The following is a 25750-nucleotide window of genomic DNA, read 5'->3' on the forward strand; positions in this document are numbered from 1 at the left end:
TTTTTAGGGTTATTATCGACAAAAAATAAAACTTCACTTTTATCGCTTACCTCCCCCCCCCATAAGTTTTTTAAAGATATTTATCCCAGAGCTACCTGCTCCAAAAATAATAACTTTTTGCATTTTTTCTCCTTTAAATAAATTTGCGTTAATGATATATTAAATTAATTTGAAAATACCTTGCAAACCTGTAATCATCATTTTTGCCCCAACTGCTACTATAAATACTTGAGTAATTCTTGCTATTACATGTAAGATTAAGGTGCCTAAAATTTTTTCAATGGTGGCTGCGTAATGAAATAAGATAAACAAAAATAAAAAAGATGCTAAGACCGAAAAGGTAGCTATTAAAAGCCCTGAAAGTTCAGATATTACTATAACAGTTGCTAAGGTACCAGGTCCTATAAGCATAGGAAAGGCCATAGGTACAAGACTTTGTTTTAAAAGTTCTTTCTCACTCATTGTTTTAAAATGTGAAAAATCCTGCGTTTTGGCTGAAAAAAGCAAATTTTTTATAGACATTACAATGAGTATTAGACCTCCGCCCACTCGTAAATCATCTAAATTTATTCTAAATACATAGGACATAAAAAAAGGACCTGTAAATAAAAAAACTAAAACTATTATAAAACCCGTATAAAGTATAGCCCTAAAAAGTTTTTTTCGCAAAAGCAAGGGCAAACCCTGACTCATTGCTAAAAATTGGGTTAAATTCCCAAAAGGATTTAAAACTGCAAGTATAGTAACACAGGCAAGTAAAATGGCCTCTACTTCGTTTTCTAAAATCTCAAACATCGCTTTTAAAATCAAGGCTAATTGAATTTACGCAGTGCCTTATATTTTTATGCGTAAAGCCCTCGCCTATAAAAATATGACCTAAATGACCCCCACAATTTGCACAGACAATCTCAGTTCTTCTTCCGTCTTTATCAGGAATCTTCTTAACACTATCCTTAATCTCATTATCAAAGCTAGGCCAACCACAACCTGATTTAAATTTATCATTTGAGTTATAAAGTGGCACGCCACACTGCTTACAAAGATAAATTCCTTTTTCATAAAAATCATTAAATTTACCAGAAAATGGTGCTTCTGTGCCTTTATCTATAATAACTCTTTTTTCTTCGTCGCTTAAATTTTTCATATCAAACCTTTAAAATTTTAAAAGCCTTATTATACTAAAATACCCTTATTTATTAAAGGGTTAGTATGAAAGAATTTTTTTCTAGCATAGAAAAAATTTTGTATGAAAATGATTTAGGGCTTAAATTTAAGGAATTTGAAAACTTTTTTGATGATTTTAAAAGTACTAAAATAATATTTAATATGCAAACTATACCTCTTGAAAAAGATTTAATTAATACGAATTTAAAGGTACTGCACCCAACTCGCATAAGAAGACCAAAATCTACAAATAGCAATACGGCCTTGGCTAAGATTATACACTCTGTTGCTCATATTGAATTTTGTGCTATAAATTTAGCCCTTGATGCCTTGTATCGTTTTAAGGATTTGCCTATGCAATTTTACAAGGACTGGCTAGAAGTAGCAGACGAAGAGATTAAGCATTTTAAGCTTTTAGTAAGGGCCTTAAATGAGCTTGGTTTTGAGTATTCAAGTTTTGCTGTGCATAATAATTTATATGAGGCCATGAATTTAACAAAAGATAATTTAGCACTTCGTATGGGCGTGGTACATAAGGGCTTAGAGGCAAAAGGACTTGATGCAAATCCTTTTGTAATAGCTAAAATTCAACATTCTAATAATCCTATAAAAAGTTATATAGAAGAAGTTCTGAAAATCATTTTAGAAGATGAGATAAAGCATGTTAAAAAGGGCAATATCTGGTGGGAATTTGCTAAAAAAGATATGGACTTTTTAAGCATTTGCAAGGACTTTAATCAATTTTGTTTAGCTGGAAAAAAGCTAAATATTCACGCAAGATTAAGGGCTGGTTTTAAAAAAGAAGAATTAATCAAGCTAGAAAATTTTTATAATTAAACTCAATCTAAAATATATTTGTGATATTGTGTTCTTTGATTTGTTGGCGAAAGTGAGTTTTAAAATTTCGCTTAAATCTATTATATTAGTATATTTTTTAAGCATATTATTGTACCACTCACTTCACATTTTTTTAAATATAAAAATATGACTAATAAAGAAATTTAATCTCACCAAAGTGGCGAGGTATTATTTAAATTTAAATTTATTCAAGCTTTCATTGAGTTTAATGGCTTGATTGTTTAACTCATTTGAATATGATTGTATTTGCTTGTCAATTTGTGCAAGTTCTCTAACACAATCTACTATAAAGCCATTATTTTGAAGGCTTGAACTAGTATTTTTATGGATAATATTCATTTATTTTATATCTTCAAGCGGGGTAGAAATGACCTTATTTATAGTTTCAGCAAGTTTTTTCATATCATATTTCATGGTGATTGACTGATCTGCAAGTTCTCTTCTAGTTTTTTGAGTTTTCTTGCATTTGGGTACTTATGTCATCAATTGACTTTAAAAGTTTTTTTACTATTGCATCAGTTTGGGTTATTGATTGTTGAGTTCTTTCGGCTAAGGAGCGAACTTCATCGGCCACCACGGAAAAACCACGTCCATGTTCTCCAGCCCTAGCTATTTCAATGGCTACATTAAGGGCCAGTAAATTTGTTTGGTCTGCAATGTCAGTAATAATCTTTAATATATCTAAAATTTCTCTTGCTTTGTTGTTTAAGATATTAAAATTATTAGTGATTTCTTGTACTATCTTGGATATTATCATAAATGCTATCTATGATTTGTTCTGTTATTTTAGAATCGCTTATTACCATTTCAAGATGTGCTTTTGTCTGTTGTGAGTGATTAACGTTAGTTTGAACTGCTTTTTGATTAAGCTCACCTAAATTTTTATTTTTATCACTAATGCTAGTATTGTCGCTAAGATTTTTAGAAATATTCATAAAAGAATCTGAAATTTTAAGATTTTCACTAGTTTGCTTAGAAGTTTGTGAAATGATATTTCTTGTATAATCTATAAAGGTATTAATAGGCTTTGTGATAAACCTTATATCATCGTGACTTCTAACATCTATTTTTTCTGTTAAAATTTTATTAGATATGATAAAATCAATCTTTTTTGTGATATTTCTTAGATTACCTAACATATTTTTAATTATAGCAATGGATAAAACAAGGGTTACTAAGATTATCACTGCTTCAAGTATAATTAATATTAAAAAATACGATTTTAAATCAGAAATAATTTTGCAATATTTAAATTTACCCCACTTACAATCTTATCTTACACATTTTTAAGACATCAATCTTTTGAGTAATGGTATCAAACCAAGTTTTAGCAGGTACGCCGTATTCTCCTTGAGTGTACTTTGCTATTAAGATATCTCTCATTTTTTGTACTTCGTTAAAACTTTTATCATTAATAGCATTATCATAAAAGGCTATATCATCTTTATTTGCAAAATTTTTAAAAAGCTTTACAAAGGCTTCTTGTTCGGTTATTAGACTTAAAAATTTATTATAAGCTGCAATTTGTGTTGGCATGCTTGTAACAAAGATAGCATTTGCAGTGGCCCTTTCAAGACCTGCTCTTTCTTTTGCATATAAAAAATTGACATAAGCTAGGGTTTGTGTGGTTATATTAATATTATCAATTAATTTAATTGTATTAAACTACCACCTAAAAGTACGTCAATGGTGTTTGTATAATAATTCACGGTTTGACCTGTTAATGGGGTTGAGTTAATAGACTCATCGGCGTTTTTTCTAGTAGTAGAAAGTTTTTGTAATTCTTCTATACCATTTTTTAAATATCCTAAATAAAGTTCATTAACATCAGTGGTATTTTTGATAAAATCAAGTAAATTTTTATGCTTTTCATCTGTTAATTTGCGTTGATTAACTAATTCATTTGCAAAGGCCTTTCCCTTGCTAGATAAAAACCAGCACTCATATCTCTTTCTTTTTGCATTTCATGCACTAACTAGATATTCTTTTTGATATAAAAATTTGATTTTGTAGTTGTATATTTTGCTTTACTAAGCTATGAGTTCTGCTAAGTTCGTATATTAAGAAAAAAGTAGGGCAAGGGATGGGACTAAAACTAATGAAAAGCTTAAAAAATAAGCAATTTAAGCATAAAAATTTTAGTAGATTTTTTTGAAAAATGATTTATTTGTTAAATTTTTTTTGTTTAAATTATAAATTTTTATATTTTTACAAGGGCTTTAAAGATCGATATTTTAGGCATTTAATGCTTTTTTAACTTTTGTTTAAAGATATTATAAATAGCTTATTATTTGATTTTGCTTTAAATTTGACTGGGTATTACCATTTTACACAATAATTTATAAATTGTTACAAAATTTATCGTTTTTTAATGCTTTTTGCTAAAAAAATACATAAGATTATAAGAAAACTAACGCAAAGTACTTCTATAATGATGAGTATTATAAAATATGATTTTAGCTTTAAGATTATTTGATTTATCTCTTCTTTAAGCTCATTTACAAGCTCGTTTTCTATATCTTTTAATAAATCAATCTTTTTGGTAATAGTATCAAACCAAGTAATTACATTTACATTATATTCCCCTAAGTTATGCTTTGCATATATAGTACTTCTCATGTTTTGAACTTCTTCAAAAATTTGATTTTGGCTTATTTCATTATAAATATCTATGTTAGTTAAGGACCCTAGCGATTTAAATAAGTTTATATAAATTTCTTGCTGGGATACAAGGGTTAAAAATTTGGTGTAAGCGTTGTTAGAAAGGGCTTTATTAGTGATAAAAATATCATTTACAAAGGCCCTTTCTATCCCTGTTTTTTCCTTTGCATATAAAAAATAAGTATAAGATAGACTTTTTCTAGCAATATTAGCATTATTTATCAATTTATTTGCATTTAGGGAGTTATCAAGCAAATCTTGTATGGTGTTTGAATAATAATTTAGAATTTCATTGATTAAATTTTCACTTTTTAAACCATTATCAACATTGCTTCTAATCTTTGTAATAAGTTTTAAATTTTCAATCCCTTGGTGTATTAAATATATATAATTTACATTAACATTTTTCATTTTTTCAATGAAAAGCAACAATTGATTATATTTTTTATCACTTTTTAGTCTTTGGGCTTTTAACTCGTTTGCAAAACGTTCTTTATTGCTTGATAAAAAGCCTATACTCATTCCCCTTTCTTTTTGCATTTCGTGTATAAGGGCTGAGAATTTTTCAGAGATTAAAATTTGATTTTGTAATTTATCGTTATCATCTAGTAAAAAATAGGTTTTATTAAGTTCATTTGCAAGAAAAAAAAATATAGCAAATAAAGGAGCAGTAGCAAGTAGCATAATCTTAATTTTTAGGTTAAATTTAGTAATCATTAATTTTTCCATTAAAAGTTTTGAAAAACATTATAATCATTATTTATTAAATGAATTTTAAACAAAAAGATTTTTTTAAATATTTTGTAAATGAGTTTGTAAATTTCTAAAATTATCAAAGCCACTTTTAGAATTAATCTTATTTTCTAAAAGCTTTAAAAACTCAGTTCTGTCTATATTTTTAGCACCCATAAATTCTAAATGCTTATTATAAACTTGACAATCTATTAAAAAATCATATTCTTTTAATAGTTTGCAAAGTGCGATTAAAGCTATTTTTGAGATATTTTTTTTAAGGCTTACCATGCTTTCTCCAAAAAACATTTTACCTATGATAAGTCCATAAATTCCACCTATTAATTTATCATTTTCATAAAGTTCAAGGCTGTGTGCTACTCCTTTTTTAAAAAGGGTGTTATAGGTCTTTATAAATTCATTATCTATCCAAGTTTTTTCCCTATTTGCACAAAGTTTAATAAGGCTTAAAAAATCATAATCAAGCCTGAATTCATAGCAGTTTAAAAATTTTTTTATGCTTTTTTGTATGTGAATTTGATTTGGAAATAAAACGCAACGTGGATTTGGACACCACCAAGTAACAGGCTTACTAGTCCAAGGAAAAAGCCCAAATTCATAGGCATTTATTATAAAATCACAATCTAAATTAGGGGTTAAAAAAACAGGGGCATCACTCGGGGCGTTTAATAATTTAGAATACAACTGAGATTTGTTCATTTTTATCAAGCTTGATTTTAGCCTTACCACCTTTTTTCAAGCGACCAAATAAAATTTCATCGCTTAATTTTTCGCCGATTTGTTCGCTTATAACGCGTTTTAAAAGCCTAACGCCAAATTCCTTTTTATAAGCTAGTCTTGCTAAATGAATTTTTACCTTCATATCAGCACTAAGACTTACGATTTTTAAATTTTGTGAAATTTCATCTAATTCTTTTTGAACGATTTTTGCTAAAATTTCATCATCTAAGTCATTAAAATGTAAAATTTTATCTATTCTATTTATAAATTCAGGTGCGAAAAATTCCTTTATAGCCCTATCGTTTTTTTTACTTGTAGAGCTTAAAAAACCAAGTTCGTTATTATCTTTTAAACCTAAATTTGAAGTCATTATTATAATGGTATTTTTAAAATCAGCCTTTAAGCCACTATTATCTGTTAAAGTTGCATTGTCAAAAATTTGCAAAAAGGTATTGCTAAGGTCAGGGTGTGCCTTTTCTATCTCATCAAAAAGCACTACGCTAAAAGGATTTTTTCTTATAGCATTGCTTAAAAGTCCACCTTCTTCATACCCTACATATCCAGCTGGAGAGCCTATTAACTTACTTAAAGAATGCTTTTCTGCATACTCACTCATATCAAAACGTTCTAAATTTAAGCCTAAAAAATTGGCTAACTGCTTACAAAGTTCAGTTTTTCCAACTCCACTTGAACCTGTAAATAAAAACACACCCTTTGGTGAATTTTGATTCTTAAACCCTGCCCAGCTTTGCTTTAAACTTGCACAAAGTCCGTCTATTACTTCATCTTGTCCAAAAATTTTTGTTTTTAAATTTGAGTTTAAATTTAAAAGGGCCTTATTTGTATCAAGTTCAAAAATTTTATGAGAATGAGTCATTTTTGCTAGTGTATCTTCTAAATCCTTTAAGCTAGGCGTTCTTTTTTTCTTTGCGTTTAAAACAAAGGAAGCCCCAAGTTCGTCGATTAAATCAATAGCACTATCAGGCAAGAATTTATCATGGAAAAATTTCTTAGCTAATTCAACGCAAGCCTTTAAAATTTCATCATTTAATTTTATATGATGAAAGCTTTCATATTTGCTTTTTAAGCCTTTTAATATAAGCAAACATTCTTCTTCGCTTGGTTCATCGACATTTATCTTAGCAAATCTACGACTCAATGCCTTATTTTTATCAAAGGTATTTTTATATTCTAAAAAGGTAGTAGCCCCTATACATTTTAAGCTACCATTGCTAAGTGATGGTTTTAATAAATTCGCACAATCTGCATTATTTTCACCGGCTGCTCCAGCCCCAACAATGGTATGAATTTCATCTATAAATAAAATAGCATTTGGCATTTTTTCAAGTTCATTTAAAACACTTTTAATGCGTTTTTCAAAGTCACCTCTATACTTTGTACCCGATAATAAAGCACCTAAATCAAGGCTATAAATTTGAGCATCTTCTAAATTTTTTGGCACTTCTTTGTTAGCAATCTTTAAGGCTAGTCCCTCAACAATAGCTGTTTTTCCAACCCCGGCCTCGCCTATTAAGATAGGATTATTTTTCTTTCTACGAACTAAAATTTGCATCATTCTTTCAAGTTCGAAATTTCTTCCTACTAATGGGTCTATTTTACCATTATTTGCAAGGGTTGTTAAATTTATAGTGTAAAGATTTAAATTTTCTACATTATTCATATTTTTTAAGGATGAAAGCTTATCTAAGTTTAGCCCATGTTTTTGAAGTAAATAGCTAGAATACGAACGTTTATCAATTAAAATTTGTTCTAAAAAATCAACTATTTTAATATTTATTTTTGGATTTTTCTTTTTAAAATTATTTAAAATTTCATCAAGTACAACAGAAACTATAGGAGTGGTATTTTTTTCCTTTAAAATCTCGTTTTTATCGGCTATATAGCCTCTAAGTTCCCTTTCTAAAAGCTCAAAATCTCCATCTGCGTACTCTTTAAAAATTTCCTTAAAATTATTGCTTAACTTTAAAAGCGCAAAAAGTACATGTTCACAAGTTATAAATTCATGGTGATTTATCACGCTTAAATGTTTTGCGTTATCAAAAAAACTTTTTAATTCTTCATCGTATTTCATTATTCTTCTTCTACTATGCTTTGTAATGGAAAATTTGCAAGTCTTGCAGCACTTCTTACCCTTTTTTGCTTAGAAAGTGCTATTTCTTGGCTATAAATGCCACAAATTCCACTGCCCTTATTGTGTATATCAAGCATGATTTTACTAGCACTATCCATATCGTGTCCAAAAATATTCATTAAAATTTCAACTACAAAGTCCATAGTGGTAACATCATCATTTATTAATATAACCTTGTATAGTTTTGGTTCTTTAAGTTCGATATCTTCAAGTGTTTTTTCTTTAGGCATTACTTTTCCTTAATCCTTTGTATATCAGCTTGCATTAAGCTTGTAGGCACCTTGCCAAGATAAAATTTAACCATTTTACTCTCATTATAATAATCGCTTAAATCCTGATAAACTCCATTTTTAAGCATAATTTTAAAGGGCAACTGTTCCATGTGTTTATAATCAATGTCTGATAAAATTTGGGCTATAATCTTATCATTATCCTTAGAATTACTTAAAAAATAATAGGCCTTATAATCATCGGCAAATTTTTTCACCATTTCATCACTAACATCTTCAAAATGAGTTAGACCTATTATTAACAAATCTTTATTATTGTTTCTCCAAAGCTTGGTAAGTTCGCTTGCTTCTTCTTTACATGGTGCACAAAAGGTACCAAATAAATCAATTAATACAATCTTATCTTCTTCATTTTCAACCACAAAACCATTTTGCGTTCTAACTAAGGTCTTAGAACCACCATTTACGCTTTGAAGTGTGATTTTATCATTTAATTCATAGTGTTTAAACATAAAATCATTTTTAACTATCTCTTCACCACTACAAGCGCAAAAATAACAAGCACAGCATAAAACAAGCAATAAGCTTGTAAGTTTTTTCATATTTATCCTTTTTTTAAAAATAAAAATTAAATTTTAACATTTTTGATTTAATATTTAGATATTTTTATAATTTTTCATAGCCATTTTTGCGTCTAAATCAGCTTGTTTTTTCTTTAAACTTTCTCTTTTATCGTGTAAATTCTTACCCTTTGCAAGTGCTAAGGTCGCTTTAACCTTGTTTTTATCATTAAAATATAAATCTAAGATTATTAAAGTAAAGCCTTCCATGCTAACCTTGCCAAAAAGTTTATCGATTTGCTTTCTATGCATTAAAAGTTTACGGGCTCCTTTTTCTTGGTGCTTATAAAAGGCGTGAGTTGTATTTAAGCAAGAAATATGGGCATTTAGTAAAAATAATTCTGATTTTATAATCCTTACAAAAGAATCCTTTAAATTCGCCCTACCTGCCCTTAAAGATACCACTTCGCTACCCTTTAAAACAATACCAGCTTCAAATTTTTCTATTATAAAATAATCAAAAAGCCCCTTTTTATTTCTAGCAATAATTTTCATTTTTTAGCCTTAAAAATAGTACTTCCACTACCACTCATAAAAAAATTTTCATCTAAGTACTTTTTCATTTTAGGATATAAATCAACGCAGGGTTTAAATAAATCATTTAGCAAGGTATTTTTTTCTAATAAAAGTTCTCTTGAATTAATTTGTTCTAATTTTTTAGCTATTTTTAAATTTTCACTAAAATCAATATTTTTTTTATCAAATTCCTTATAAACAGCCTGTGTTTGGCATTTTATATTAGGCATTATAAGAGATAAATCTATCTTTTCATCATTAAATTCTTTTAAAATTTCCCCACAACCACTTACATTTGCACTATTAAAGCCAGATATAAAAAAAGCTATATCACTACCTAGTTTAATGCTTAAAGTTATTAAATCTTCTTTTGTGTATTTTAAATTTAATTCTTCATTCATCATTATTAAAAAGGCTGCACAATCACTACTTCCACCTCCTAAACCAGCACAATGAGGGATATTTTTAATAAGCTTTAAGCTTTTATCTTTAAAAAATTCTTTTAAACTTTCTTTATGCCCTAAACTAGCTAATAAATCATAGGCCTTAAAGATAATATTATCATCAAAATTAACATTGCTAATTAACTCAAAGCCTTCTTTATTTTTATCATTAATTAAAATTAATTCATCAAATAAATCATTGATTAAAACAAAGCGAGAGCTTAATAAATGGTACTTTCTACTATCAAGTCCTAAAATTTTTAAAAAGATATTAATCTTTGCTTTTGCTTTCATTTTTGTGAAATTTTTCCCTTAATGCTTTTAATTGCTTGATATCGCTTTTATGAAGTACGGAGTGTAAATTTTCATCCTTAATTTGAGCTATTAATTCTTTTCTTAAAATAACTAAGGATTTTGGGGCCTTAATGCCTATTTTAGCATAGCCTTTGCCTGTTTGAACGATAGTTATTTCAATATCGCGTCCTATTTGTATGCTTTCATTTTCTTTTCTTGATAAAATCAACATAGCTTACTTTCCAAAATATTTTGGCAAAGTTTAGCACAATTTCATTTAACAAAGCTTTTATTTTAAAAATTCATTCATATCCTGCAAGGTCTTAAAGATATTTTGTCTGTTTTTAGTATTTGCGTGATTTGAATAATTTATATCCTTAAAAGATAGCACGCCAAGCTTGTTTATTAAAATGATTCTATCCTTTTCGATTATGGCATTTTCAAGGTAAGACCCAGCTATAAAATACTCTCTTTGCGTCAAATTAAATAAATTTTGCCCCAAGCTATAAGTTTTAGGGTCATTTTTGACGCCAAAAACTTCTTGCATTAAGGTAACTGGTATATCATAAGCAGTACTTAAAGTATCAATTTCTTGTCCTTGCTTTAAGGGGTGTTTTACAATGAGTGGAATTTTAATTTGAGTATCTGTAAAATTGCCATTGTGACCAAAAAAGCCCTTTTTATTGTCATCAAATTCCTCGCCATGGTCTGAACTAATTATAATTATAGTATTTTTATCTAGGTTTTTTTCTTTTAAAAGTTCTAAAAGCTTATTTATATTTGTATCAGCGTAGTAAACAGCGTTTTGATAAAGATTAAAAAACTTAGTTTTTTCTTCATCATTTTTTAAATTTAGTTGATTAGGTTTTGGAATGTATGGATTAAACGGCGTTTTAAAATCTGGTGGAAAGGAAAAGCCATGTATATTATCAAAAAATATAAAAGAAAAAAATCTTTCATTATCCTTTAAATTTGTCAAAAATTCCTTAAAATCACTTATACATTCTTCATCCCTTAAATACGCAGGATTAGGCTTTGAACCAAATCTTAGATTATTTTCTTGATTAAAGATATTTTTATAAAATTCAGGCTTATTAAGACTTGCTGAGGTAAAAACGCCTAGCTTATAATCATTCTTATAAGCACTTTGAAGTAGGGCTGGAATGGTACCAGCATTTAAACTAGCATGCCAGTAATTTGGACTTATCCCATAGAAAAGCCCAAAAATTCCACCTCTTGTAGAATTTGAACTTGAATAATGATTTTTAAAAACAAAGGCATTTTTTGAAAAAGCATAGCTTAGTGGCATATTTGTTTCATTTAACATATCAAATCTAAGCGAGTCATTAATGATTAATAAGATATTTAAGGGCTTTTTCTTATTTTCATCAAAGATTAAGTCTTCTTTTGGATAATCAAAAACGCTTGATTTTGAAAGAGAAATTTTATTATTATGCAGTTCATCCTTGCTAATTAAGCCAAGTCTAAGCATCATATTATTTGCAGTCAAGGGCTTAAAAAGTGGTAAGCGATTTATAAAATCAGTTGTATTTATTAAATTTTTTGCATTTGAATAAGCATGATTTAAATTTGCAAAAATAAGGCAAAAAAGGGCAGTTAAAACGAAGTATCTAACCTTAAATTTATTAAGCATTTTAGCTAGGTAAATAATAAAAAAGGCATATAAAATAAGACAAGCAATTTCAATAAAAGAGCGAATTTTAAGTGAAGTACTTAACTCAATCACGTCCCCACCATTAAAAAATAAATCAAGCATGGCTAAATTTAAATGAAAGCGGTACAAGGAAAATAAATGGCTATCTATGGCTAAAATCACAAAGGCAAGGCTTAAAATTAAAATTTGAAAAAAGATACTTAGTTTATTTTTTATAAAAAGAAAGGGCAAAATTAAAAGAGAAATTATAAAAAAATATATGAAAAAATGCCCCAAAGAAGCTATATAAAAAAAGATTAAAGTCAGGTTAGTACTTTCACTTTTTAAAGGTGCAAAAAAGCTAGAATAATACAAGGCAAGTGGCAAAGAAAGTACGCTAAGCCATAAGATATATTTAAATTTTAACATTTTTTATTCCTTTGGTATATTATTTAAAAGGTAAGAAACCTTTTCGTCTTTAAGTTCTATAATGCTGAAATTTTCTTTATTTTCTATATAATAAATTCCATTTTCTTGCACTTTTAACTCATCTTTATTTAATTTTGCCCCAAATTTTAATTTATCTAAGTTATCAATAAAATTTGGTCTTAAATTTAAGGTCTTTAAGGCATTTAAGCTTTTTTCATTTTCATAGATAAAATTGCCTTCTGCTATTCTTTCAAGTGAACTTAAACTTGCATTAATGCCTAATTTTTTAGCAAATAACTCACACCAAGAACGAACATACCCTCCCTCGCTTAAAATTATTTTGATATTTAAAAAGGGGTGATTATAACTTACTATATCGCATGAAAAAACCTGCATTTTACAAGTTTTTAATTCTATCTTTAAGTCCCTTTTTGCAAGTTCATAAGCCCTTATGCCATTAATCTTTTTAGCACTAAATTTTGGAGGGATAAAGTTAAGTTCTCCAAGTAAGGAATTTTTAATATCTTCTAAAAAATGTAAATCAAAGGGCTTTAAAAGATTTAATTTTTCTATATTGTGCGTATCAAGGCTTTTTGATTTAAGCCCTAGCCATATTGTAGCCTTATATATTTTTTTATTTTTATCTAAAAAGCGAAAAAGTTTGCTAAATTTGCCAAAGGCTACTATTAAAACGCCTTTTGCAAAGGGGTCAAGAGTGCCAGAATACCCAGCCTTTTTTACCTTGTACTTTTTTTTAAGTTGCGTTAAAAAGGCGTTTGAGCTTAAATTTATAGGTTTTTTTGCAACGAAGAGTTTATTCATTGATTTTAGCTAAAAAAGTAGATAAAAGAATTCTAGTCTTACCGCTAAAATTTACGCTTACAAAAATTTCATTTTTTTTATGTTCGGTTACTGAAATAACTTTTCCAACGCCAAAAATTTTATGTCTAACTAAATCATTCTTTTTAAAATCATCGCTTTTATCTTGTTTATCTTTAAATTCTATATCTTCTTGCTTTTGAGCTTCTTCTTTTATAATCTTACTTTCTTTTAAGAAACGACTTTTTTTAAGGTCAAATTCTATACGCCCATTGCGTATTCTCTTTTTTGAGTAGTGAAAATTAAGCTGTTTTCTTGCCCTAGTAATGGCTACATATGCTAGTCTTCTTTCTTCTTCCATGTCACTAGACAAAGTACTAATTGGAAAAATTCCTTCTTCAAGCCCAACTATAAAAACATAATCAAATTCTAAACCCTTACTAGCGTGAATACTCATTAAATAAACATTATCTTCTTTTTCTTCCATGTTATCTTGGTCGCTTAGTAAGGAGATATTATTTAATATTTCAATTAAATTAAGCCCTTCTTTGGATTGTTCTTTTAAATCAGAATAAAAAGAATCTATATTTTCAAGCCTATCCTCATCGTTTAAATGTTCTTTATAATATGCCCTAAGTCCTATTTTTTCTTCAAAATTTTCAAATATTTCTAAGCAATTTTTGCAACCCCTTAAAAATTTTATACCCTCTATGAAATTTTTTATTTGATTGTCTGTTTTAACGCTAAAATAGCCAGTATTTGAGAGATTAACAAGGCTTTTAAATAAGGGTTGATTATGTTCAAAGGCCTTTAATTCAAGCATATTTAAGGAAGTTTGTCCAAAACCTCTTAAAGGGCGATTAATGATTCTTTTAAAAGAATAATCATCATCTAAATTTACAATCAATCTTAAATAAGCGATGATATCCTTAATCTCTTGCCTTTCATAGAATTTTATACCACTTAATAATTTATAAGGAATTTGTTTTTCTAAAAGGCTTTTTTCTATATTCCTTGAAAGTGCGTTTATGCGAAATAAAACAGCTATTTCACCAGCCTTTACGCCTTTGTTTAAAAGATTTTTAATATTTGAGCTTAATTGTTCACCTTCTACCCTTTCATCAGCACTTTCATATACTCTAATCTCTTCTCCTACTTCTTGAGTACATATTAAATTTTTACCTAATCTTTTTTGATTATTTCTTATAAGTTCATTTGCAGCATCTAAGATAACGCCAACTGAACGATAATTTTGTTCTAGGGTTATTCTTTTTACATTTTCAAATTCTTTTTCAAAATTTAAGATATTTTCTATCTTAGCACCTCTCCAAGAATAAATACTTTGGTCATCATCTCCCACAACGCAAAGATTATCATGGCTAAGGCATAAATTATTTAAAATTTTATGTTGTAAAAAATTTGTATCTTGGTACTCATCAACCGTTATATATTGATAAAAAGAACTTTGAAATTGTCTAAATCTATCATCTTGTTCTAAAATTTCATTAGTAAGTAAAAGCAAGTCATCAAAGTCAACAAAATTATATTTTAATAAATATTTTGTGTATTTTTCATAATATGTAATTAAATTTTTAAAATTCTTTTCTGTAAAATCATAATCTTCACAGAAAAAATTCTCGTATTTTTCAATATTATTTTTGAATTCCAAAGCACTTATAGCTTGATTTTTAAGCCGTGAAATAGCATTTATAAATTTATTTACTATCTTTTTATCAAATTCATCTTCTATAATTTCTCTTTTTAAAATGCCCTTTACATCATCGCTATCTTGTACAGAAAAATCACTTAATCTATTTAGCCTATGTATGTGAGCCCTTAAAAACAAAAGGCCAAATTTATGAAAGGTACAAAGCAAGGGGTTTATATCACTTCTTTCTATCATATTTAAAGCCCTTTGTCTCATAACACTAGCTGCTTTATTTGTAAAGGTTAGGGTTAGGGTATTTTGTGGGGCAATGCCTACTTCTTTTATCAAATAAGCCAGTCTTGTAGTTATAGTTTTAGTTTTACCACTACCAGCCCCTGCTAAGATTAATAAAGGGCCATCAATATGACTTGCTGCTTGTTTTTGGCTTTCATTTAAGCTATCAAAAAGTGTTGTCATTTTTTCAAATTCTTATTGTTTGGATTATTTAAAAAAAGTTTTTTTGAATTTTGCGTTAAATGCTTTTTATCACACTCGCCCTTATAAAGGCTAAAATTTACAAAAATAACACTATTTTCAACTTGAATTTGATTAATAGCTGCTAAATTTAAACTAACTAGGGTTTCATAATCATCAGGTCCAAAACCTGCCTCAAAAAAGAGTTTATCTTTTTCAAGAGAGATTGACTCAAAGGTATAACCTGCAAGGGCAAACACGCTAAGGGCGTGATTTTGTATACCAAATTCTTCAGGTAAAGGTGGGTTAAAATTTACAAATTTGGTATGTACAACTATGTTAAATTCAATACCTCCATTAGTTAGCATTTTAATAACATCATAACAATGACTTGTCATTAAAGCCACAAATTTATTATCGGCTAAAAATTTATCTAGCATGTTTTATCCTTGTTTTAAAACTAAAAATTCATTAAGTATTTTTTTTACTTCCTCAATGCCTATTTGCCAAAATTCATCATCATCTATATCAAAACCAAAGCTTGAAATAAGTTCTTTTGGACTTTTAGAACCTCCACTTTCAAGTAAATTTATATATAAATTGCTAAAATTGTCACATTTTCCACTCTTATAAAGCCCATAAAGTGCTAGTACTAAAAGTTGGGCATAAGCATAAGCATAGCAGTAAAAAGGAGAGTGTATGAAATGAGGTATATAAGCAAACCAAAGTGCGTAATCATCGCTTAAATGAACGCTTTCTTTAAACATTTTTTGCGATTCTTCCATCCAAATTTTACTTAATTCTTCTATACTTAGATTATTTTCACTTGCATGAATTCTTCTTTCAAAGGTGGTAAAATTTATCTGTCTATACAAGGTAGCAAAGATATCTTCAAGCTTAGCAGCATAAAGGGCGATTAACTCATTTTTTTTAAGCCTTGTTTTTACATAATCAAAAACAAGCATTTCAGCAAAAACAGAGGCAGTTTCAGCTGTAGTTAAAGGGGTATTTTGATTTAAAAAACTAACCTTATAGCTAAGTTTTTGGTGTATGCTATGACCTAATTCATGTGCTAGGGTAAATAAATCTCTTCTTGTATTTGTGTAATTTAATAGTATAAAAGGGTGGGTATCAGGCACACTAGAATGAGAAAAAGCACCCCCCTGCTTATTTAAAGCAGGATATACATCTATCCAGCCTTCATCAAAGGCACTTTTGGCTATTTCTTTAAATTTAGGCGAAAAGGCATCAAAGGCTTTTAAAACTATATCCTTGCTCTTTTTAAAATCAAACTTACTTTCTTTTCCAATAGGGGCATATCTATCATAATCCTTAAGCTTTGCAAGTCCTAAAATTTGTTTTTTTCTTTTATAAAAGGTATCTACTATGTCAAAATTTTTTTCTACTATGTTTATTAAAGAATCAACGCTTTTTTGTGAAATTTGATTGCTTAAATGCCTCGGGGTTTCAGCACTTTCATAGCCCCTTAAATGGCATTTTGTACGAAGCTCTGTTTTAATGGTATTTAAAATAAAGCTTAGCAAATGGGCATTTTTTCTTAAAACCTTACTAAAGGCCTTTGCAGCCTTTTTTCTATCACTTCTTTTAGCACTATAAAGCTTACTTAAAATTTCTTCTTCGCTTAATTTTTTACCATTAAAATTTATCCTAAGTCTTGCCATGCTTTCATCAAAAAGGCGAGAAAAGGCATTTGCCCCACTATTTGAAAGATGAAGCATAATCCTTTCTTCTTTTTTGCTAAGCATGTATTTTTTTTGTTTTATCAAAGTTTCTAAATAATAGCCATAATTTGTTTCACAATGACTATAATCATTAATAAAGCTTATAATTTCCTTGCTTTTTTTATCACTTAAAGCACAAAATTCAAGCTCAAAAAATAATAAATTTTCTTCAATCTTCTTACTTTCTTCTTCAAATTTAGCTAAAAACACACCCTTACTAGTATCCTTTGCAAATACTAAATAAGCATAGGTCATAATTTTATTTAAAGCAAGATTTAATTTTTCAAATTCTAATAAAACGTTTAAAAATTCATCATTACTAAGATTTTTTAACTTACCTTCATTTTCTTTAAAGGCTAGTGATTTTGAAATAGTATCTTGTGTATAATCAAGCAAGTCGTTTTCATCCTTAAATAAAACGCTTAAATCCCATTCTAACATTTTCTACCTTTCTAAAATAAGTTTTTTCAATACAGCCATTCTAATGGCAACGCCGTTTTTAACCTGCTTTAAAACAAAGCTTCTATTATCATTTAAAACTTCATCGCTTATATCAATATTCCTATTTACAGGACCTGGGTGAAGTATGATTACTTTGTGTTTGTCTAAAAGTCTTAAATTTAGACAAAAATCATTTGCATAATCTTTTAAGGAGGCATAAATGCTTTTATTATGTCTTTCAGTTTGAGTTCTTAAGTTCATAATAATATCTGCACTTTTAATTAATTTTTCATCAAGCTTATAAGCCTTATTTAAAGGCGATTTTGGCATAAAATGAGGAGGGGCAACAAGGGTTATATTTAAACCAAAACGAGTTAGAAGTTCTATATTTGAAGAAGCCACCCTTGAATTTTTTATATCTCCTATTATTAAAATGTGTTTATTCTTAACCTTGCCTTTAAAATGCGTAAAAATGGTAAATAAATCAAGCAAGGCCTGGGTAGGATGCGCATGTTTTCCATCGCCTCCATTTAAAATAGGACAATGAATATGCTTTGCCAGGATATGAGGAACGCCTGAATTACTATGTCTTATCACAATAGCATCAGGGCTCATTGCATCCAAATTTGCAGCCGTATCAAAAAGCGTTTCTCCCTTACTTGAACTACTTCTTGAAACATCAAGTCTTAAAACACTAGCACCAAGGCGGCGAGCCGCACTTTCAAATGAAGAAAGAGTCCTAGTTGAGTTTTCAAAAAATATAGTTGTCACACTTTTTTTACTAAGTAAAGTTCTAGCCTTTTCATCTAAAAATTCCTTAGCATCTTCGAAAAGTTCTAAAATTTCATCTACTTCAAGGTCTTTTGTAGTTATAAGATGCCTCATTTTTGTCCTTATATTCTTTGAGTTTTTATTTTATCAAATTAAGGTTAAAAATTGCTATGAAGTTAAAAATTAAGTCTTAAATCATTACATTTTTTTGCTAGAATATGCCGTCTTTTTTAGACTAATTCAATCCGAAAGGAAAAAAATGTATCTATTCACTTCCGAAGTTGTAAGTCCTGGACACCCTGATAAGTGTGCAGATATAATCGCTGATACAATAGTGGATATACTTTTGAGCAATGACAAAGACTCAAGAGTGGCGAGCGAAATCTTTGTCGCAGGAAATAAAGTAGTAATTGGAGGCGAGATTAAGTCAAAGCATAAACTTTCTCGTGCAGATTATGAAAATTTGGTAAAAGGTGCCTTAGAAAAAATAGGCTATGATGGTAAAAGTGCTTTTAGCAAAGAACAATGCTTGCACCCAGATGACATAGAGGTATTGCTTTTCATAAATGAACAAAGCCCTGAGATTAATCAAGGGGTAGACCAAGAAAGTGGTGAGATTGGTGCAGGAGACCAAGGCATTATGTTTGGTTTTGCAAGTTGCGAGGCCCCTGAATTTATGCCAGCAGCAATTTATTATGCTAGAATGATTTGTAATAAGGTCTATGAGTATGCAAAGGCTCACCCAAACGAACTTGGCGTAGATATAAAAACTCAAGTTACTATTGATTATGAAGATAAGAAAAATTTCGAAGAATGTAATCCTAAGCACATTCATACCATAGTAGTATCTGCACCTTGCGTTGAAAGTATGAGTATAGAAGAGGTTAGAAAACTTATTACTAAGCTTATTTTAGAAAGTAATTTACCAAAAGAACTTTTCAATCCCGATAAAACAAAAATCTTAATAAATCCAACAGGTAAATATGTAAGTCACTCATCCTTACATGATAGTGGTTTAACAGGAAGAAAACTTATAGTTGATAGTTTTGGAGGATATGCCCCAATTGGAGGTGGTGCGCAATCTAGCAAAGATTATACAAAGGTAGATAGAAGTGGACTTTATGTAGCTAGGTGGCTTGCTAAGCATATAGTGGCTGCAAATTTGGCTAAAAAATGTGTGGTTCAATTAAGCTATGCTATAGGGGTTGCTAAGCCTATATCAATTAGCGTTGATTGCATGGGTACAAATTCAAAGCTTGATGATAATATTTTAAGCGAATTTATCACTAAAAACTATCCTCTTACCCCAAAGTGGATAACTCAAAAATTTGCCCTTGACAAGCCTTCTAAAACGCATTTTTTATATGCAAATGTAGCAGCTAGGGGTCAGGTTGGTCAAAAGGATTACCCTTGGGAGCAACTTGATGAGTTAGATAAATTTAAAGATTTGCTTTTGCATTCTTTTGAACTATCACTTTAAAGGCTTTAAGCCTTTAAGGTTTTTTAGGATTTTTAATAAATTTCAAATAGATTTTAATTTTTTTATATCATTAATCTTAATGAAAATAGGGGTATTAATATTTTAAAAAATAAAAACAAGCAAAATTTATAAATTCACAAGGGAATTTTTAGGTTTTATAGAAAGCTTTTAAAATATATATATACAATGCATAAATATTAAAAAAGCTTTTAAAAATTTTTAATTTGTCGTGCTATTTTTACAATACAATAATAAGGCCTTATAGTATAAGCTATTTTTTTCTTCATCAGGTAATAAATTTAAATCATTTATCTTTATTATCACATTGCATTCATCTTCTGAGGGCTTTTTATCATTGATAAATTGTTTTATATAATTTAAAGCACTTGTAGAATCTGTAATATCCGAACTTGTAGAAGTACTGCTAGAAGAGGTACTATTTTTATTTAAGACAGATTTTAAATCAAAACCACTCATAAATAACACAGCTATTAATATAGCACTAAATTTAATAATTTTCATTTTTTATCCTTTTTAAAAAATTGTAACATAAATAAATTATTTTTTAGGTGTTTTATTTGCCATTTGATAAATAAAGGCAAAGACCTCTGCTACTGCCTTATACATATTTGGTGGAATTTCATCACCCAAATCAAGTTTACTAAGTATCTCAACCAAGTCCTCATCTTCTTTTATAGGCACTCCATGTTCTTTTGCAAGGGATATAATCTTAGCTGCACTTTCTCCTTTTCCACTAGCTAAAACCTTTGGGGCGTTATGTAATTCTTTTTGATAGCCAAGGGCAACTGCCTTTTTTATGGACTTTTGACTCATACCTTTTTATCCATTCCCATTTGTAAATCATAATTTCTTAAATTCTTTGTATCAAATTTTGACCTTATTATATCTCCTATAAAGAAATTTGAACTTAAAAGCCCAGCCTTGTTAATACTGCGTTTTAACTCGTGTGCATGTTCATAAATAGTTTTACGAAATTCCACATTTTCAGCCATTATATTAATATCAATATATTTTTCATTATTTAAACAAACCAGTACTTCAAGTTCGCCAAGGTGTGCAAATTCAAGCTTAATTTGTGCAAAAAATTTATCCTTCTTACCTCTTCTAAATACCACCTTAGAATCATTTAAATCCTCCCAAAAGAAAGGCAAATAAGTATTTATAGTATCATTTGCAAGAGATAAAAGTTGGTTATTTTCAATTTGTGCTAAAAGCCTATTTGAAGCATTATAAACTGCCTCATCGCCCTCATTTTTAGCTAAATTTGAAATTTGTAAAAGCGTGGATTTTACATCGTTTTTTATCTCATTTGCTATGTCTTGTTGGGTTTTAACCCCTATATTTGATAAATCTTTTAAAGAAATATTAAGCTTATTATTTAAAATTCTTAACTCGCTTAAATTTGTCTTGGCCGCCTGACTTTGTGGTTCAAGCTGCTTTAAACTTTCATTAATTCGCCTTGAAAGATTTGCTAAATCCTTGCTTAAATTTTCTACCTTGCTAAGTTCGCCAGCCTCCGTTTTAAAGGCTAAATTCTTTGCAACATGCGTTTTTACAATATCAACTCCTTTTAAGGCATTGTGCAAGGCCTGATTAACCTGGGCTGCTTGATTTTGCTTAGCTTGGGCTGAATTTATCGGAATTTGTGTGGTTTGTTGTGTATTTTGTTGATTTTGTGCTTGTTGATTTTGTGAATTTACTTGGGCGTTATTTTGAGTTTGGTTATTTTGATTTTGTATATTTGGCTGATTTTGCGTTGTTTGTTGATTTGGTTGGTTTTGTTGAGTTTGTACCCCTTGCGTATTTTGATTATTTTGTAAATTTGGGTTTTGATTATTTGTCTGTTGTGTTGTATTTTGATTAGCTTGATTTTGTTGTACTCCTTGGGAATTTGGTGGATTTTGTGCTCCTTGTTGACTTTGTGCCTGGGCGTTATTTTGAGTTGAGTTATTTTGATTTTGCAAATTTGGCTGATTTTGTGTTGTTTGTTGGGCTTGGTTTTGTTGATTTTGTGTATTTACTTGCTGATTTTGATTAGCTTGATTTTGTTGTACTCCTTGGGAATTTGGTGGATTTTGTGCTCCTTGTTGACTTTGTGCCTGGGCGTTATTTTGAGTTGGGTTATTTTGATTTTGCAAATTTGGCTGATTTTGTGTTGTTTGTTGGGCTTGATTTTGTACCCCTTGTGAATTTGGAGTTTGGTTTTGCGTATTTACTTGCTGATTTTGATTAGCTTGATTTTGTTGCATTTCTTGAGAATTTGCTTGGGCTGTTTGTTGATTTTGTGTTTGTTGATTTTGCGAATTTACTTGAGCGTTATTTTGATTTTGTATATTTGGCTGATTTTGCGTTGTTTGTTGGACTTGATTTTGTTGCACTCCTTGCAAATTTGGCTGGGTATTTTGATTATTTAAATTTGGTGTGTTTTGTGGATTTGTTGTATTTTGCAAGTTTTGCAAATTTGGATTTTGAGTTGTACCTTGCGTACTTTGAGTTTGAGAATTTTGCGTGTTATTTAGTATATTTTTTAATGTTGTTTCAAGACGCTCAAATCCTTGTGCTGCTTGATTTAAGCTATTTGTATTGTGCATTAAATTTAAATTTTCTGGCTTTGCAAGAGTAGCAAAAAAATCACTTTTTATAATGTTTAAGGTCTTTAAAATAAAGTTTGCTATTTGATTTACCTTGCCCTCGGCTCCCATAGGATTTTTATTTATATAATTTCTAAAATTTTCTAACTTAGAAGAAAGGTCTAAAAGAATCTTGTAATTACTAGCTTGTAATACTTGCTTATTTTCTACTTGATTATTATTTATGATATTTTGAAGTTCTTTAAGGCTATCTTTAGTGCTTAAATTTTGCGTTTCAAGCATCCAAATTTCAGATAAAATTTTCTCGCTACTTAGCGATTTTGCTGAATTTATAAGGCTATAAAAGCTTTTAGGAAGCATTTCTTCGTTTAATGCGTTTTTAAGCTTGGTTTCAAAAAATACCCCTGAATTTTTAAAAAGTGGGGCTAGATTGTTTGATTTTATTTCGCTGGCTGGTTTTAAAATTTCATTTATCTTATCTAAAAGTTTGCTAAATACATCACTTTTTGCAAGCTCACTACTTAAAAGTTTAAGCTCATTTGCAAAATTTGGGGCAAAATTTAAGGTATTTGCTTGTTTCATTATAGAGGTGTTATGGTCTTTGTTTGTTTGAATTTGGTTTAATAATTTATCTACTAATTCTTGTAATTTTTGATTGGTTTGAGTTGGGCTAAATTGTTCTTGTAAAAGATTTGTGGTGCTATTTATTAAGCTTTGTTTAAGAGTTTGTGATAAGGTACCCTTAGTATCAAGTAATTTTTCCCTAACCTCGCTTTTAATCTCGCCTTTGCTATCTGGTTTTGTAGCATTTGCAGCAACTTGAGAACTAATGGTGTTGGTATTAATCATACTTTTTCCTTATTTAAATGCACTTTTTACATAAAAAGCAAAGATGAAAACACACAAAATCAAAACTGAAATTCCACTTACAAAGCCTAAAACTGAAAGTAAATTATGGCGATGCAAGTATAAAAATCCAGCGACTAAAATCACATAAGCCAAAATTTTTAGCAAGGAAAAATACAAAGAAAAATATTGTATTTTTTGCTTAAAATTTGGCTTTAAATCGGCATTAAAGGCTTTAAAGTTAATAATTTCAGGTAAAATTTTATACTTTTTTAAAGTTATATTTAAGGGTGGATTTTCATAATTTAATTTACTAGCCCTTAATAAAATTTGTCTTTTATAGCTTAAAAAAGAAGTAATTATAATTAATAAAAAGCTAAAAATTCCTACTTCAAAGCTTAAAAAAACGGATAAATTTAAGCTATTAAAAAGCCAAAATACAATTAAGGATATTAAATTTAAGGTGCAAAAAATAACACAAAAGGCAAGTTTTTTTTGCATTTATTTTTTTTCTTTTAATTTTTTAGCTATCAATTCATCTCTTTCTTTAAATTCTTGATAGCTTTTAACCTGTCCTTGATAGGCTTTAAAGATATTTAAAAAGGCTGCTAATATGCCTATTATAACGCCTAGCCAAAAAAGCCAAGGATAGGGCGTATAGTTTTTTAATAAAAGCCCTATGCCCATGCCTAAAAAAATGGCTACAACAATGGAAATTCCAAGGCTTAATCCATCGGCTGCTTGTATGCTTTTTTGTACTATTTCTTGCCTTTTGTTATCGTATTTTTTCATTTTAGAGATTCTTAAAGCTTATAAAGGCACTATCAAGGGCTTTATCTATGATTTTTTCATTCATACAAGCACAAATAAAGCCTGTTTCAAATTGAGAAGGTGCTAGATAAATTCCATGTTTAAGCATATTTTTATGAAATTTAGCAAAAAGCTTAGTATCTGAACTTAGGGCATCTTGGTAATTTTGTACCCTTTTATCGGTGAAAAAATACCCAAACATAGACCCTACAAAGCAAGTTTGAAAAGGAACACCTTTTTCATTTGCTATTTTTTGTAAGCCCTTTGTAAGCCTTTTTGAAAGTTTTGCTAATTTTTCATAAAGATTTGGGGTATATTTTGCCTTTTTAACACTAACTAGACCTGCTGCCATGGCTAAGGGATTGCCACTTAGCGTACCTGCTTGATAAACTCCACCTTGAGGGCTTAAAAGTGTCATTATCTCATTTCTCGCTGCAAAGGCAGCAGCAGATAAACCTCCTCCTATTACCTTGCCAAAGGTTACTATATCAGCTTGTATATGATTTATGCCGTAACTTCCTAAAAAAGACGCTCTAAAGCCACTCATAACTTCATCAAAGATTAAAAGCGTTTCATTTTCTTTACAAATTTTAGTTAATTCTTGCAAAAATTCAATTTTGCCAGGTACTAAGCCCATATTACCAGCGATAGGTTCTATAATCACACAAGCTATATCTTTATGCTTATCAAAGCATTCTTTAACGCTATTTATATCATTATAAGTTGCTACTAGGGTATGTTTTGCAAAATCTTCTAAAACGCCTAAAGAACTAGGGGTATTAAAGGTAGCTGCACCACTTCCAGCACTTACTAATAAGCTATCACTATGTCCATGATAACAACCTTCAAATTTTAAAATTTTATCCCTTTTTGTAAATGCCCTAGCTAATCGAATAGCACTCATAGTAGCTTCTGTGCCACTATTTACAAAGCGAATTTTATCAAGATGAGGAAAGTCTTTTAAAACAAGCTTTGCTAAACTTGTTTCAAGCAAGGTAGGTGCTCCAAAGCTAGTACCTCTATTTAAGGCCTTTAAACACGCATTGTTAATATCCTTATCACAATGTCCAAAAAGTAAGGGTCCCCAGCTTTGCACAAAATCTACATAGGTATTTCCTTCAATATCCTTTATGAAAGCCCCTTTTCCACTATGTATAAATGGTGGATTAGAATTTACGCTTTTAAAGGCACGAACTGGCGAATTTACGCCACCTGCTATATATTTACACGCCTTTTCAAAGGCCTTTTTATTTTTCATTTTTTTGCTCCTTATCTTGGTTTATATAATTATACAAGGCAATTATCTCATTATCAGTTAATGAATAATTTGGCATAATGGATTTTACGCTTTTAATTTGCATTAAAGATTTTTTAAAGTCTTCAAAATTTAGCCCCTGTATGCTTGGTATAAGATATGGCGTTTTAATGCCTTTATTTGTGTAATAGGCTAAAATTTTACCCTCCCCTCTTTCTCCGTGGCAGTTTTTGCAACCTATACCTCTTGGATTTTCATAAAGCATTTTAGCGTATTCTTTCATAGTTATAAAATCTTCTGCAAAAAGACAAGATATTACAAAAGATATGATTAATAAAAATTTCAAAATTTCACCTTG

The 25750-nt window shown here is 29.2% G+C and carries 28 protein-coding genes and 2 pseudogenes; 2 read left to right on the plus strand and 28 right to left on the minus strand.

Annotation, left to right across the window (positions count from 1 at the left end):
- Window positions 1–159: 159 nt before the first annotated feature.
- Window positions 160–795 carry a MarC family protein gene (locus FMM56_RS07815; RefSeq protein ID WP_150140324.1) on the minus strand — a complete coding sequence of 212 codons (636 nt, stop codon included), beginning with the start codon at window positions 793–795 and terminating at the stop codon, window positions 160–162.
- Complete coding sequence (locus FMM56_RS07820) at window positions 788–1144, minus strand: methionine-R-sulfoxide reductase (protein ID WP_150140326.1); 357 nt, start codon at window positions 1142–1144, stop codon at window positions 788–790. Before FMM56_RS07820 ends, FMM56_RS07815 begins: the two co-directional genes overlap by 8 nt.
- A gap of 65 nt (window positions 1145–1209) precedes the next feature.
- On the opposite strand from FMM56_RS07820, the gene FMM56_RS07825 reads away from it, so the two are divergent.
- Window positions 1210–2001, plus strand: a complete 792-nt coding sequence (locus FMM56_RS07825; RefSeq protein WP_150140328.1) for a ferritin-like domain-containing protein — start codon at window positions 1210–1212, stop codon at window positions 1999–2001.
- 189 nt (window positions 2002–2190) lie between these two features.
- Here FMM56_RS07825 and FMM56_RS08825 read toward each other — a convergent pair whose 3' ends face one another.
- The 19 genes and pseudogenes from FMM56_RS08825 to FMM56_RS07915 form a co-directional block, all read right to left on the minus strand.
- Window positions 2191–2361, minus strand: a complete 171-nt coding sequence (locus FMM56_RS08825) for a hypothetical protein (RefSeq protein WP_190317947.1) — start codon at window positions 2359–2361, stop codon at window positions 2191–2193.
- Between the two features lie 103 nt (window positions 2362–2464).
- Window positions 2465–2710 (minus strand): annotated as a pseudogene (locus FMM56_RS07830) (methyl-accepting chemotaxis protein); the annotation flags it as partial.
- A 34-nt stretch (window positions 2711–2744) separates the two neighbouring features.
- Window positions 2745–3209, minus strand: coding sequence for a hypothetical protein (locus tag FMM56_RS07835; RefSeq protein WP_150140332.1), 465 nt, complete (start codon window positions 3207–3209; stop codon window positions 2745–2747).
- A 76-nt stretch (window positions 3210–3285) separates the two neighbouring features.
- A complete protein-coding gene (locus FMM56_RS09275) occupies window positions 3286–3678 on the minus strand; it encodes a nitrate- and nitrite sensing domain-containing protein (protein WP_150208286.1) in 393 nt (130 codons plus the stop codon).
- A pseudogene (locus FMM56_RS09445) lies at window positions 3669–3947 on the minus strand (nitrate- and nitrite sensing domain-containing protein); the annotation flags it as partial. The pseudogene FMM56_RS09445 and the gene FMM56_RS09275, both read right to left, overlap by 10 nt.
- A 433-nt stretch (window positions 3948–4380) precedes the next feature.
- Entirely contained in the window at window positions 4381–5400 is a 1020-nt protein-coding gene (locus tag FMM56_RS07850; RefSeq protein WP_190317948.1) for a nitrate- and nitrite sensing domain-containing protein, read from the minus strand.
- A 75-nt stretch (window positions 5401–5475) separates the two neighbouring features.
- On the minus strand, window positions 5476–6135 hold the full coding sequence (gene aat, locus FMM56_RS07855) for a leucyl/phenylalanyl-tRNA--protein transferase (protein ID WP_150208288.1): 660 nt from the start codon (window positions 6133–6135) through the stop codon (window positions 5476–5478).
- Complete coding sequence (locus FMM56_RS07860; protein WP_150140341.1) at window positions 6110–8248, minus strand: AAA family ATPase; 2139 nt, start codon at window positions 8246–8248, stop codon at window positions 6110–6112. The genes aat and FMM56_RS07860 overlap by 26 nt, the downstream gene beginning before the upstream one ends.
- Window positions 8248–8538 (minus strand): ATP-dependent Clp protease adaptor ClpS, encoded by a 291-nt coding sequence (locus FMM56_RS07865; RefSeq protein ID WP_150140343.1) that lies wholly within the window; start codon window positions 8536–8538, stop codon window positions 8248–8250. The genes FMM56_RS07860 and FMM56_RS07865 overlap by 1 nt, the downstream gene beginning before the upstream one ends.
- Window positions 8538–9140 (minus strand): TlpA disulfide reductase family protein, encoded by a 603-nt coding sequence (locus tag FMM56_RS07870; protein ID WP_150208291.1) that lies wholly within the window; start codon window positions 9138–9140, stop codon window positions 8538–8540. Before FMM56_RS07870 ends, FMM56_RS07865 begins: the two co-directional genes overlap by 1 nt.
- A gap of 54 nt (window positions 9141–9194) precedes the next feature.
- Window positions 9195–9653: an SsrA-binding protein SmpB gene (gene smpB / locus FMM56_RS07875; RefSeq protein WP_150140346.1), complete on the minus strand. Its 459-nt coding sequence runs from the start codon at window positions 9651–9653 to the stop codon at window positions 9195–9197.
- On the minus strand, window positions 9650–10411 hold the full coding sequence (locus FMM56_RS07880) for a 4-(cytidine 5'-diphospho)-2-C-methyl-D-erythritol kinase (RefSeq protein ID WP_150208294.1): 762 nt from the start codon (window positions 10409–10411) through the stop codon (window positions 9650–9652). The genes smpB and FMM56_RS07880 overlap by 4 nt, the downstream gene beginning before the upstream one ends.
- Window positions 10389–10643 (minus strand): carbon storage regulator CsrA, encoded by a 255-nt coding sequence (csrA, locus tag FMM56_RS07885; protein ID WP_150140349.1) that lies wholly within the window; start codon window positions 10641–10643, stop codon window positions 10389–10391. Before csrA ends, FMM56_RS07880 begins: the two co-directional genes overlap by 23 nt.
- Window positions 10644–10700: 57 nt before the next feature.
- Window positions 10701–12494, minus strand: a complete 1794-nt coding sequence (locus FMM56_RS07890; protein WP_150208296.1) for a sulfatase-like hydrolase/transferase — start codon at window positions 12492–12494, stop codon at window positions 10701–10703.
- A gap of 3 nt (window positions 12495–12497) precedes the next feature.
- The gene (truB, locus tag FMM56_RS07895) at window positions 12498–13316 is read right to left on the minus strand and encodes a tRNA pseudouridine(55) synthase TruB (RefSeq protein ID WP_150140353.1); all 819 of its coding nucleotides are present in this window, start codon (window positions 13314–13316) and stop codon (window positions 12498–12500) included.
- Entirely contained in the window at window positions 13309–15438 is a 2130-nt protein-coding gene (locus tag FMM56_RS07900) for an ATP-dependent helicase (protein WP_150140356.1), read from the minus strand. The genes truB and FMM56_RS07900 overlap by 8 nt, the downstream gene beginning before the upstream one ends.
- Window positions 15435–15875 carry a hypothetical protein gene (locus FMM56_RS07905; protein WP_150206204.1) on the minus strand — a complete coding sequence of 147 codons (441 nt, stop codon included), beginning with the start codon at window positions 15873–15875 and terminating at the stop codon, window positions 15435–15437. Before FMM56_RS07905 ends, FMM56_RS07900 begins: the two co-directional genes overlap by 4 nt.
- Window positions 15876–15878: 3 nt before the next feature.
- Window positions 15879–17618, minus strand: coding sequence for a M3 family oligoendopeptidase (locus FMM56_RS07910; RefSeq protein WP_150208298.1), 1740 nt, complete (start codon window positions 17616–17618; stop codon window positions 15879–15881).
- Between the two features lie 3 nt (window positions 17619–17621).
- Window positions 17622–18503, minus strand: coding sequence for an aspartate carbamoyltransferase catalytic subunit (locus tag FMM56_RS07915; RefSeq protein ID WP_150140362.1), 882 nt, complete (start codon window positions 18501–18503; stop codon window positions 17622–17624).
- A 145-nt stretch (window positions 18504–18648) separates the two neighbouring features.
- On the opposite strand from FMM56_RS07915, the gene metK reads away from it, so the two are divergent.
- On the plus strand, window positions 18649–19869 hold the full coding sequence (gene metK / locus FMM56_RS07920) for a methionine adenosyltransferase (protein WP_150140364.1): 1221 nt from the start codon (window positions 18649–18651) through the stop codon (window positions 19867–19869).
- Between the two features lie 219 nt (window positions 19870–20088).
- Here the strand turns inward: metK and FMM56_RS07925 are convergent, their stop codons facing one another.
- The 7 genes from FMM56_RS07925 to FMM56_RS07955 are packed head-to-tail and all read right to left on the minus strand — an operon-like array spanning window position 20089 to window position 25738.
- Window positions 20089–20391, minus strand: coding sequence for a hypothetical protein (locus tag FMM56_RS07925; protein WP_150140366.1), 303 nt, complete (start codon window positions 20389–20391; stop codon window positions 20089–20091).
- 36 nt (window positions 20392–20427) lie between these two features.
- Complete coding sequence (locus tag FMM56_RS07930; RefSeq protein ID WP_150140367.1) at window positions 20428–20703, minus strand: FlhB-like flagellar biosynthesis protein; 276 nt, start codon at window positions 20701–20703, stop codon at window positions 20428–20430.
- The gene (locus FMM56_RS07935; RefSeq protein ID WP_150140370.1) at window positions 20700–23330 is read right to left on the minus strand and encodes a flagellar hook-length control protein FliK; all 2631 of its coding nucleotides are present in this window, start codon (window positions 23328–23330) and stop codon (window positions 20700–20702) included. The genes FMM56_RS07930 and FMM56_RS07935 overlap by 4 nt, the downstream gene beginning before the upstream one ends.
- A 9-nt stretch (window positions 23331–23339) precedes the next feature.
- On the minus strand, window positions 23340–23828 hold the full coding sequence (locus FMM56_RS07940; RefSeq protein WP_150151746.1) for a hypothetical protein: 489 nt from the start codon (window positions 23826–23828) through the stop codon (window positions 23340–23342).
- Window positions 23829–24119, minus strand: a complete 291-nt coding sequence (locus FMM56_RS07945; RefSeq protein WP_150151749.1) for an AtpZ/AtpI family protein — start codon at window positions 24117–24119, stop codon at window positions 23829–23831.
- Between the two features lies 1 nt (window position 24120).
- Window positions 24121–25395, minus strand: a complete 1275-nt coding sequence (hemL, locus tag FMM56_RS07950; protein ID WP_150151752.1) for a glutamate-1-semialdehyde 2,1-aminomutase — start codon at window positions 25393–25395, stop codon at window positions 24121–24123.
- Window positions 25385–25738 (minus strand): c-type cytochrome, encoded by a 354-nt coding sequence (locus tag FMM56_RS07955; RefSeq protein ID WP_150140378.1) that lies wholly within the window; start codon window positions 25736–25738, stop codon window positions 25385–25387. Before FMM56_RS07955 ends, hemL begins: the two co-directional genes overlap by 11 nt.
- Window positions 25739–25750: the final 12 nt, after the last annotated feature.

The organism is Campylobacter sp. LR264d (genome assembly GCF_008633895.1).
Lineage (GTDB): Bacteria > Campylobacterota > Campylobacteria > Campylobacterales > Campylobacteraceae > Campylobacter_D.

Coding starts and splice junctions, on each gene's coding strand:
- FMM56_RS07815 (WP_150140324.1), bottom strand. CDS start 795: ATGTTTGAGATTTTAGAAAACGAAGTAGAGGCCATTTTACTTGCCTGT.
- FMM56_RS07820 (WP_150140326.1), bottom strand. CDS start 1,144: ATGAAAAATTTAAGCGACGAAGAAAAAAGAGTTATTATAGATAAAGGC.
- FMM56_RS07825 (WP_150140328.1), top strand. CDS start 1,210: ATGAAAGAATTTTTTTCTAGCATAGAAAAAATTTTGTATGAAAATGAT.
- FMM56_RS08825 (WP_190317947.1), bottom strand. CDS start 2,361: ATGAATATTATCCATAAAAATACTAGTTCAAGCCTTCAAAATAATGGC.
- FMM56_RS07850 (WP_190317948.1), bottom strand. CDS start 5,400: ATGATTACTAAATTTAACCTAAAAATTAAGATTATGCTACTTGCTACT.
- aat (WP_150208288.1), bottom strand. CDS start 6,135: ATGAACAAATCTCAGTTGTATTCTAAATTATTAAACGCCCCGAGTGAT.
- FMM56_RS07860 (WP_150140341.1), bottom strand. CDS start 8,248: ATGAAATACGATGAAGAATTAAAAAGTTTTTTTGATAACGCAAAACAT.
- FMM56_RS07865 (WP_150140343.1), bottom strand. CDS start 8,538: ATGCCTAAAGAAAAAACACTTGAAGATATCGAACTTAAAGAACCAAAA.
- FMM56_RS07870 (WP_150208291.1), bottom strand. CDS start 9,140: ATGAAAAAACTTACAAGCTTATTGCTTGTTTTATGCTGTGCTTGTTAT.
- smpB (WP_150140346.1), bottom strand. CDS start 9,653: ATGAAAATTATTGCTAGAAATAAAAAGGGGCTTTTTGATTATTTTATA.
- FMM56_RS07880 (WP_150208294.1), bottom strand. CDS start 10,411: ATGAAAGCAAAAGCAAAGATTAATATCTTTTTAAAAATTTTAGGACTT.
- csrA (WP_150140349.1), bottom strand. CDS start 10,643: ATGTTGATTTTATCAAGAAAAGAAAATGAAAGCATACAAATAGGACGC.
- FMM56_RS07890 (WP_150208296.1), bottom strand. CDS start 12,494: ATGTTAAAATTTAAATATATCTTATGGCTTAGCGTACTTTCTTTGCCA.
- truB (WP_150140353.1), bottom strand. CDS start 13,316: ATGAATAAACTCTTCGTTGCAAAAAAACCTATAAATTTAAGCTCAAAC.
- FMM56_RS07900 (WP_150140356.1), bottom strand. CDS start 15,438: ATGACAACACTTTTTGATAGCTTAAATGAAAGCCAAAAACAAGCAGCA.
- FMM56_RS07905 (WP_150206204.1), bottom strand. CDS start 15,875: ATGCTAGATAAATTTTTAGCCGATAATAAATTTGTGGCTTTAATGACA.
- FMM56_RS07910 (WP_150208298.1), bottom strand. CDS start 17,618: ATGTTAGAATGGGATTTAAGCGTTTTATTTAAGGATGAAAACGACTTG.
- FMM56_RS07915 (WP_150140362.1), bottom strand. CDS start 18,503: ATGAGGCATCTTATAACTACAAAAGACCTTGAAGTAGATGAAATTTTA.
- metK (WP_150140364.1), top strand. CDS start 18,649: ATGTATCTATTCACTTCCGAAGTTGTAAGTCCTGGACACCCTGATAAG.
- FMM56_RS07925 (WP_150140366.1), bottom strand. CDS start 20,391: ATGAAAATTATTAAATTTAGTGCTATATTAATAGCTGTGTTATTTATG.
- FMM56_RS07930 (WP_150140367.1), bottom strand. CDS start 20,703: ATGAGTCAAAAGTCCATAAAAAAGGCAGTTGCCCTTGGCTATCAAAAA.
- FMM56_RS07935 (WP_150140370.1), bottom strand. CDS start 23,330: ATGATTAATACCAACACCATTAGTTCTCAAGTTGCTGCAAATGCTACA.
- FMM56_RS07940 (WP_150151746.1), bottom strand. CDS start 23,828: ATGCAAAAAAAACTTGCCTTTTGTGTTATTTTTTGCACCTTAAATTTA.
- FMM56_RS07945 (WP_150151749.1), bottom strand. CDS start 24,119: ATGAAAAAATACGATAACAAAAGGCAAGAAATAGTACAAAAAAGCATA.
- hemL (WP_150151752.1), bottom strand. CDS start 25,395: ATGAAAAATAAAAAGGCCTTTGAAAAGGCGTGTAAATATATAGCAGGT.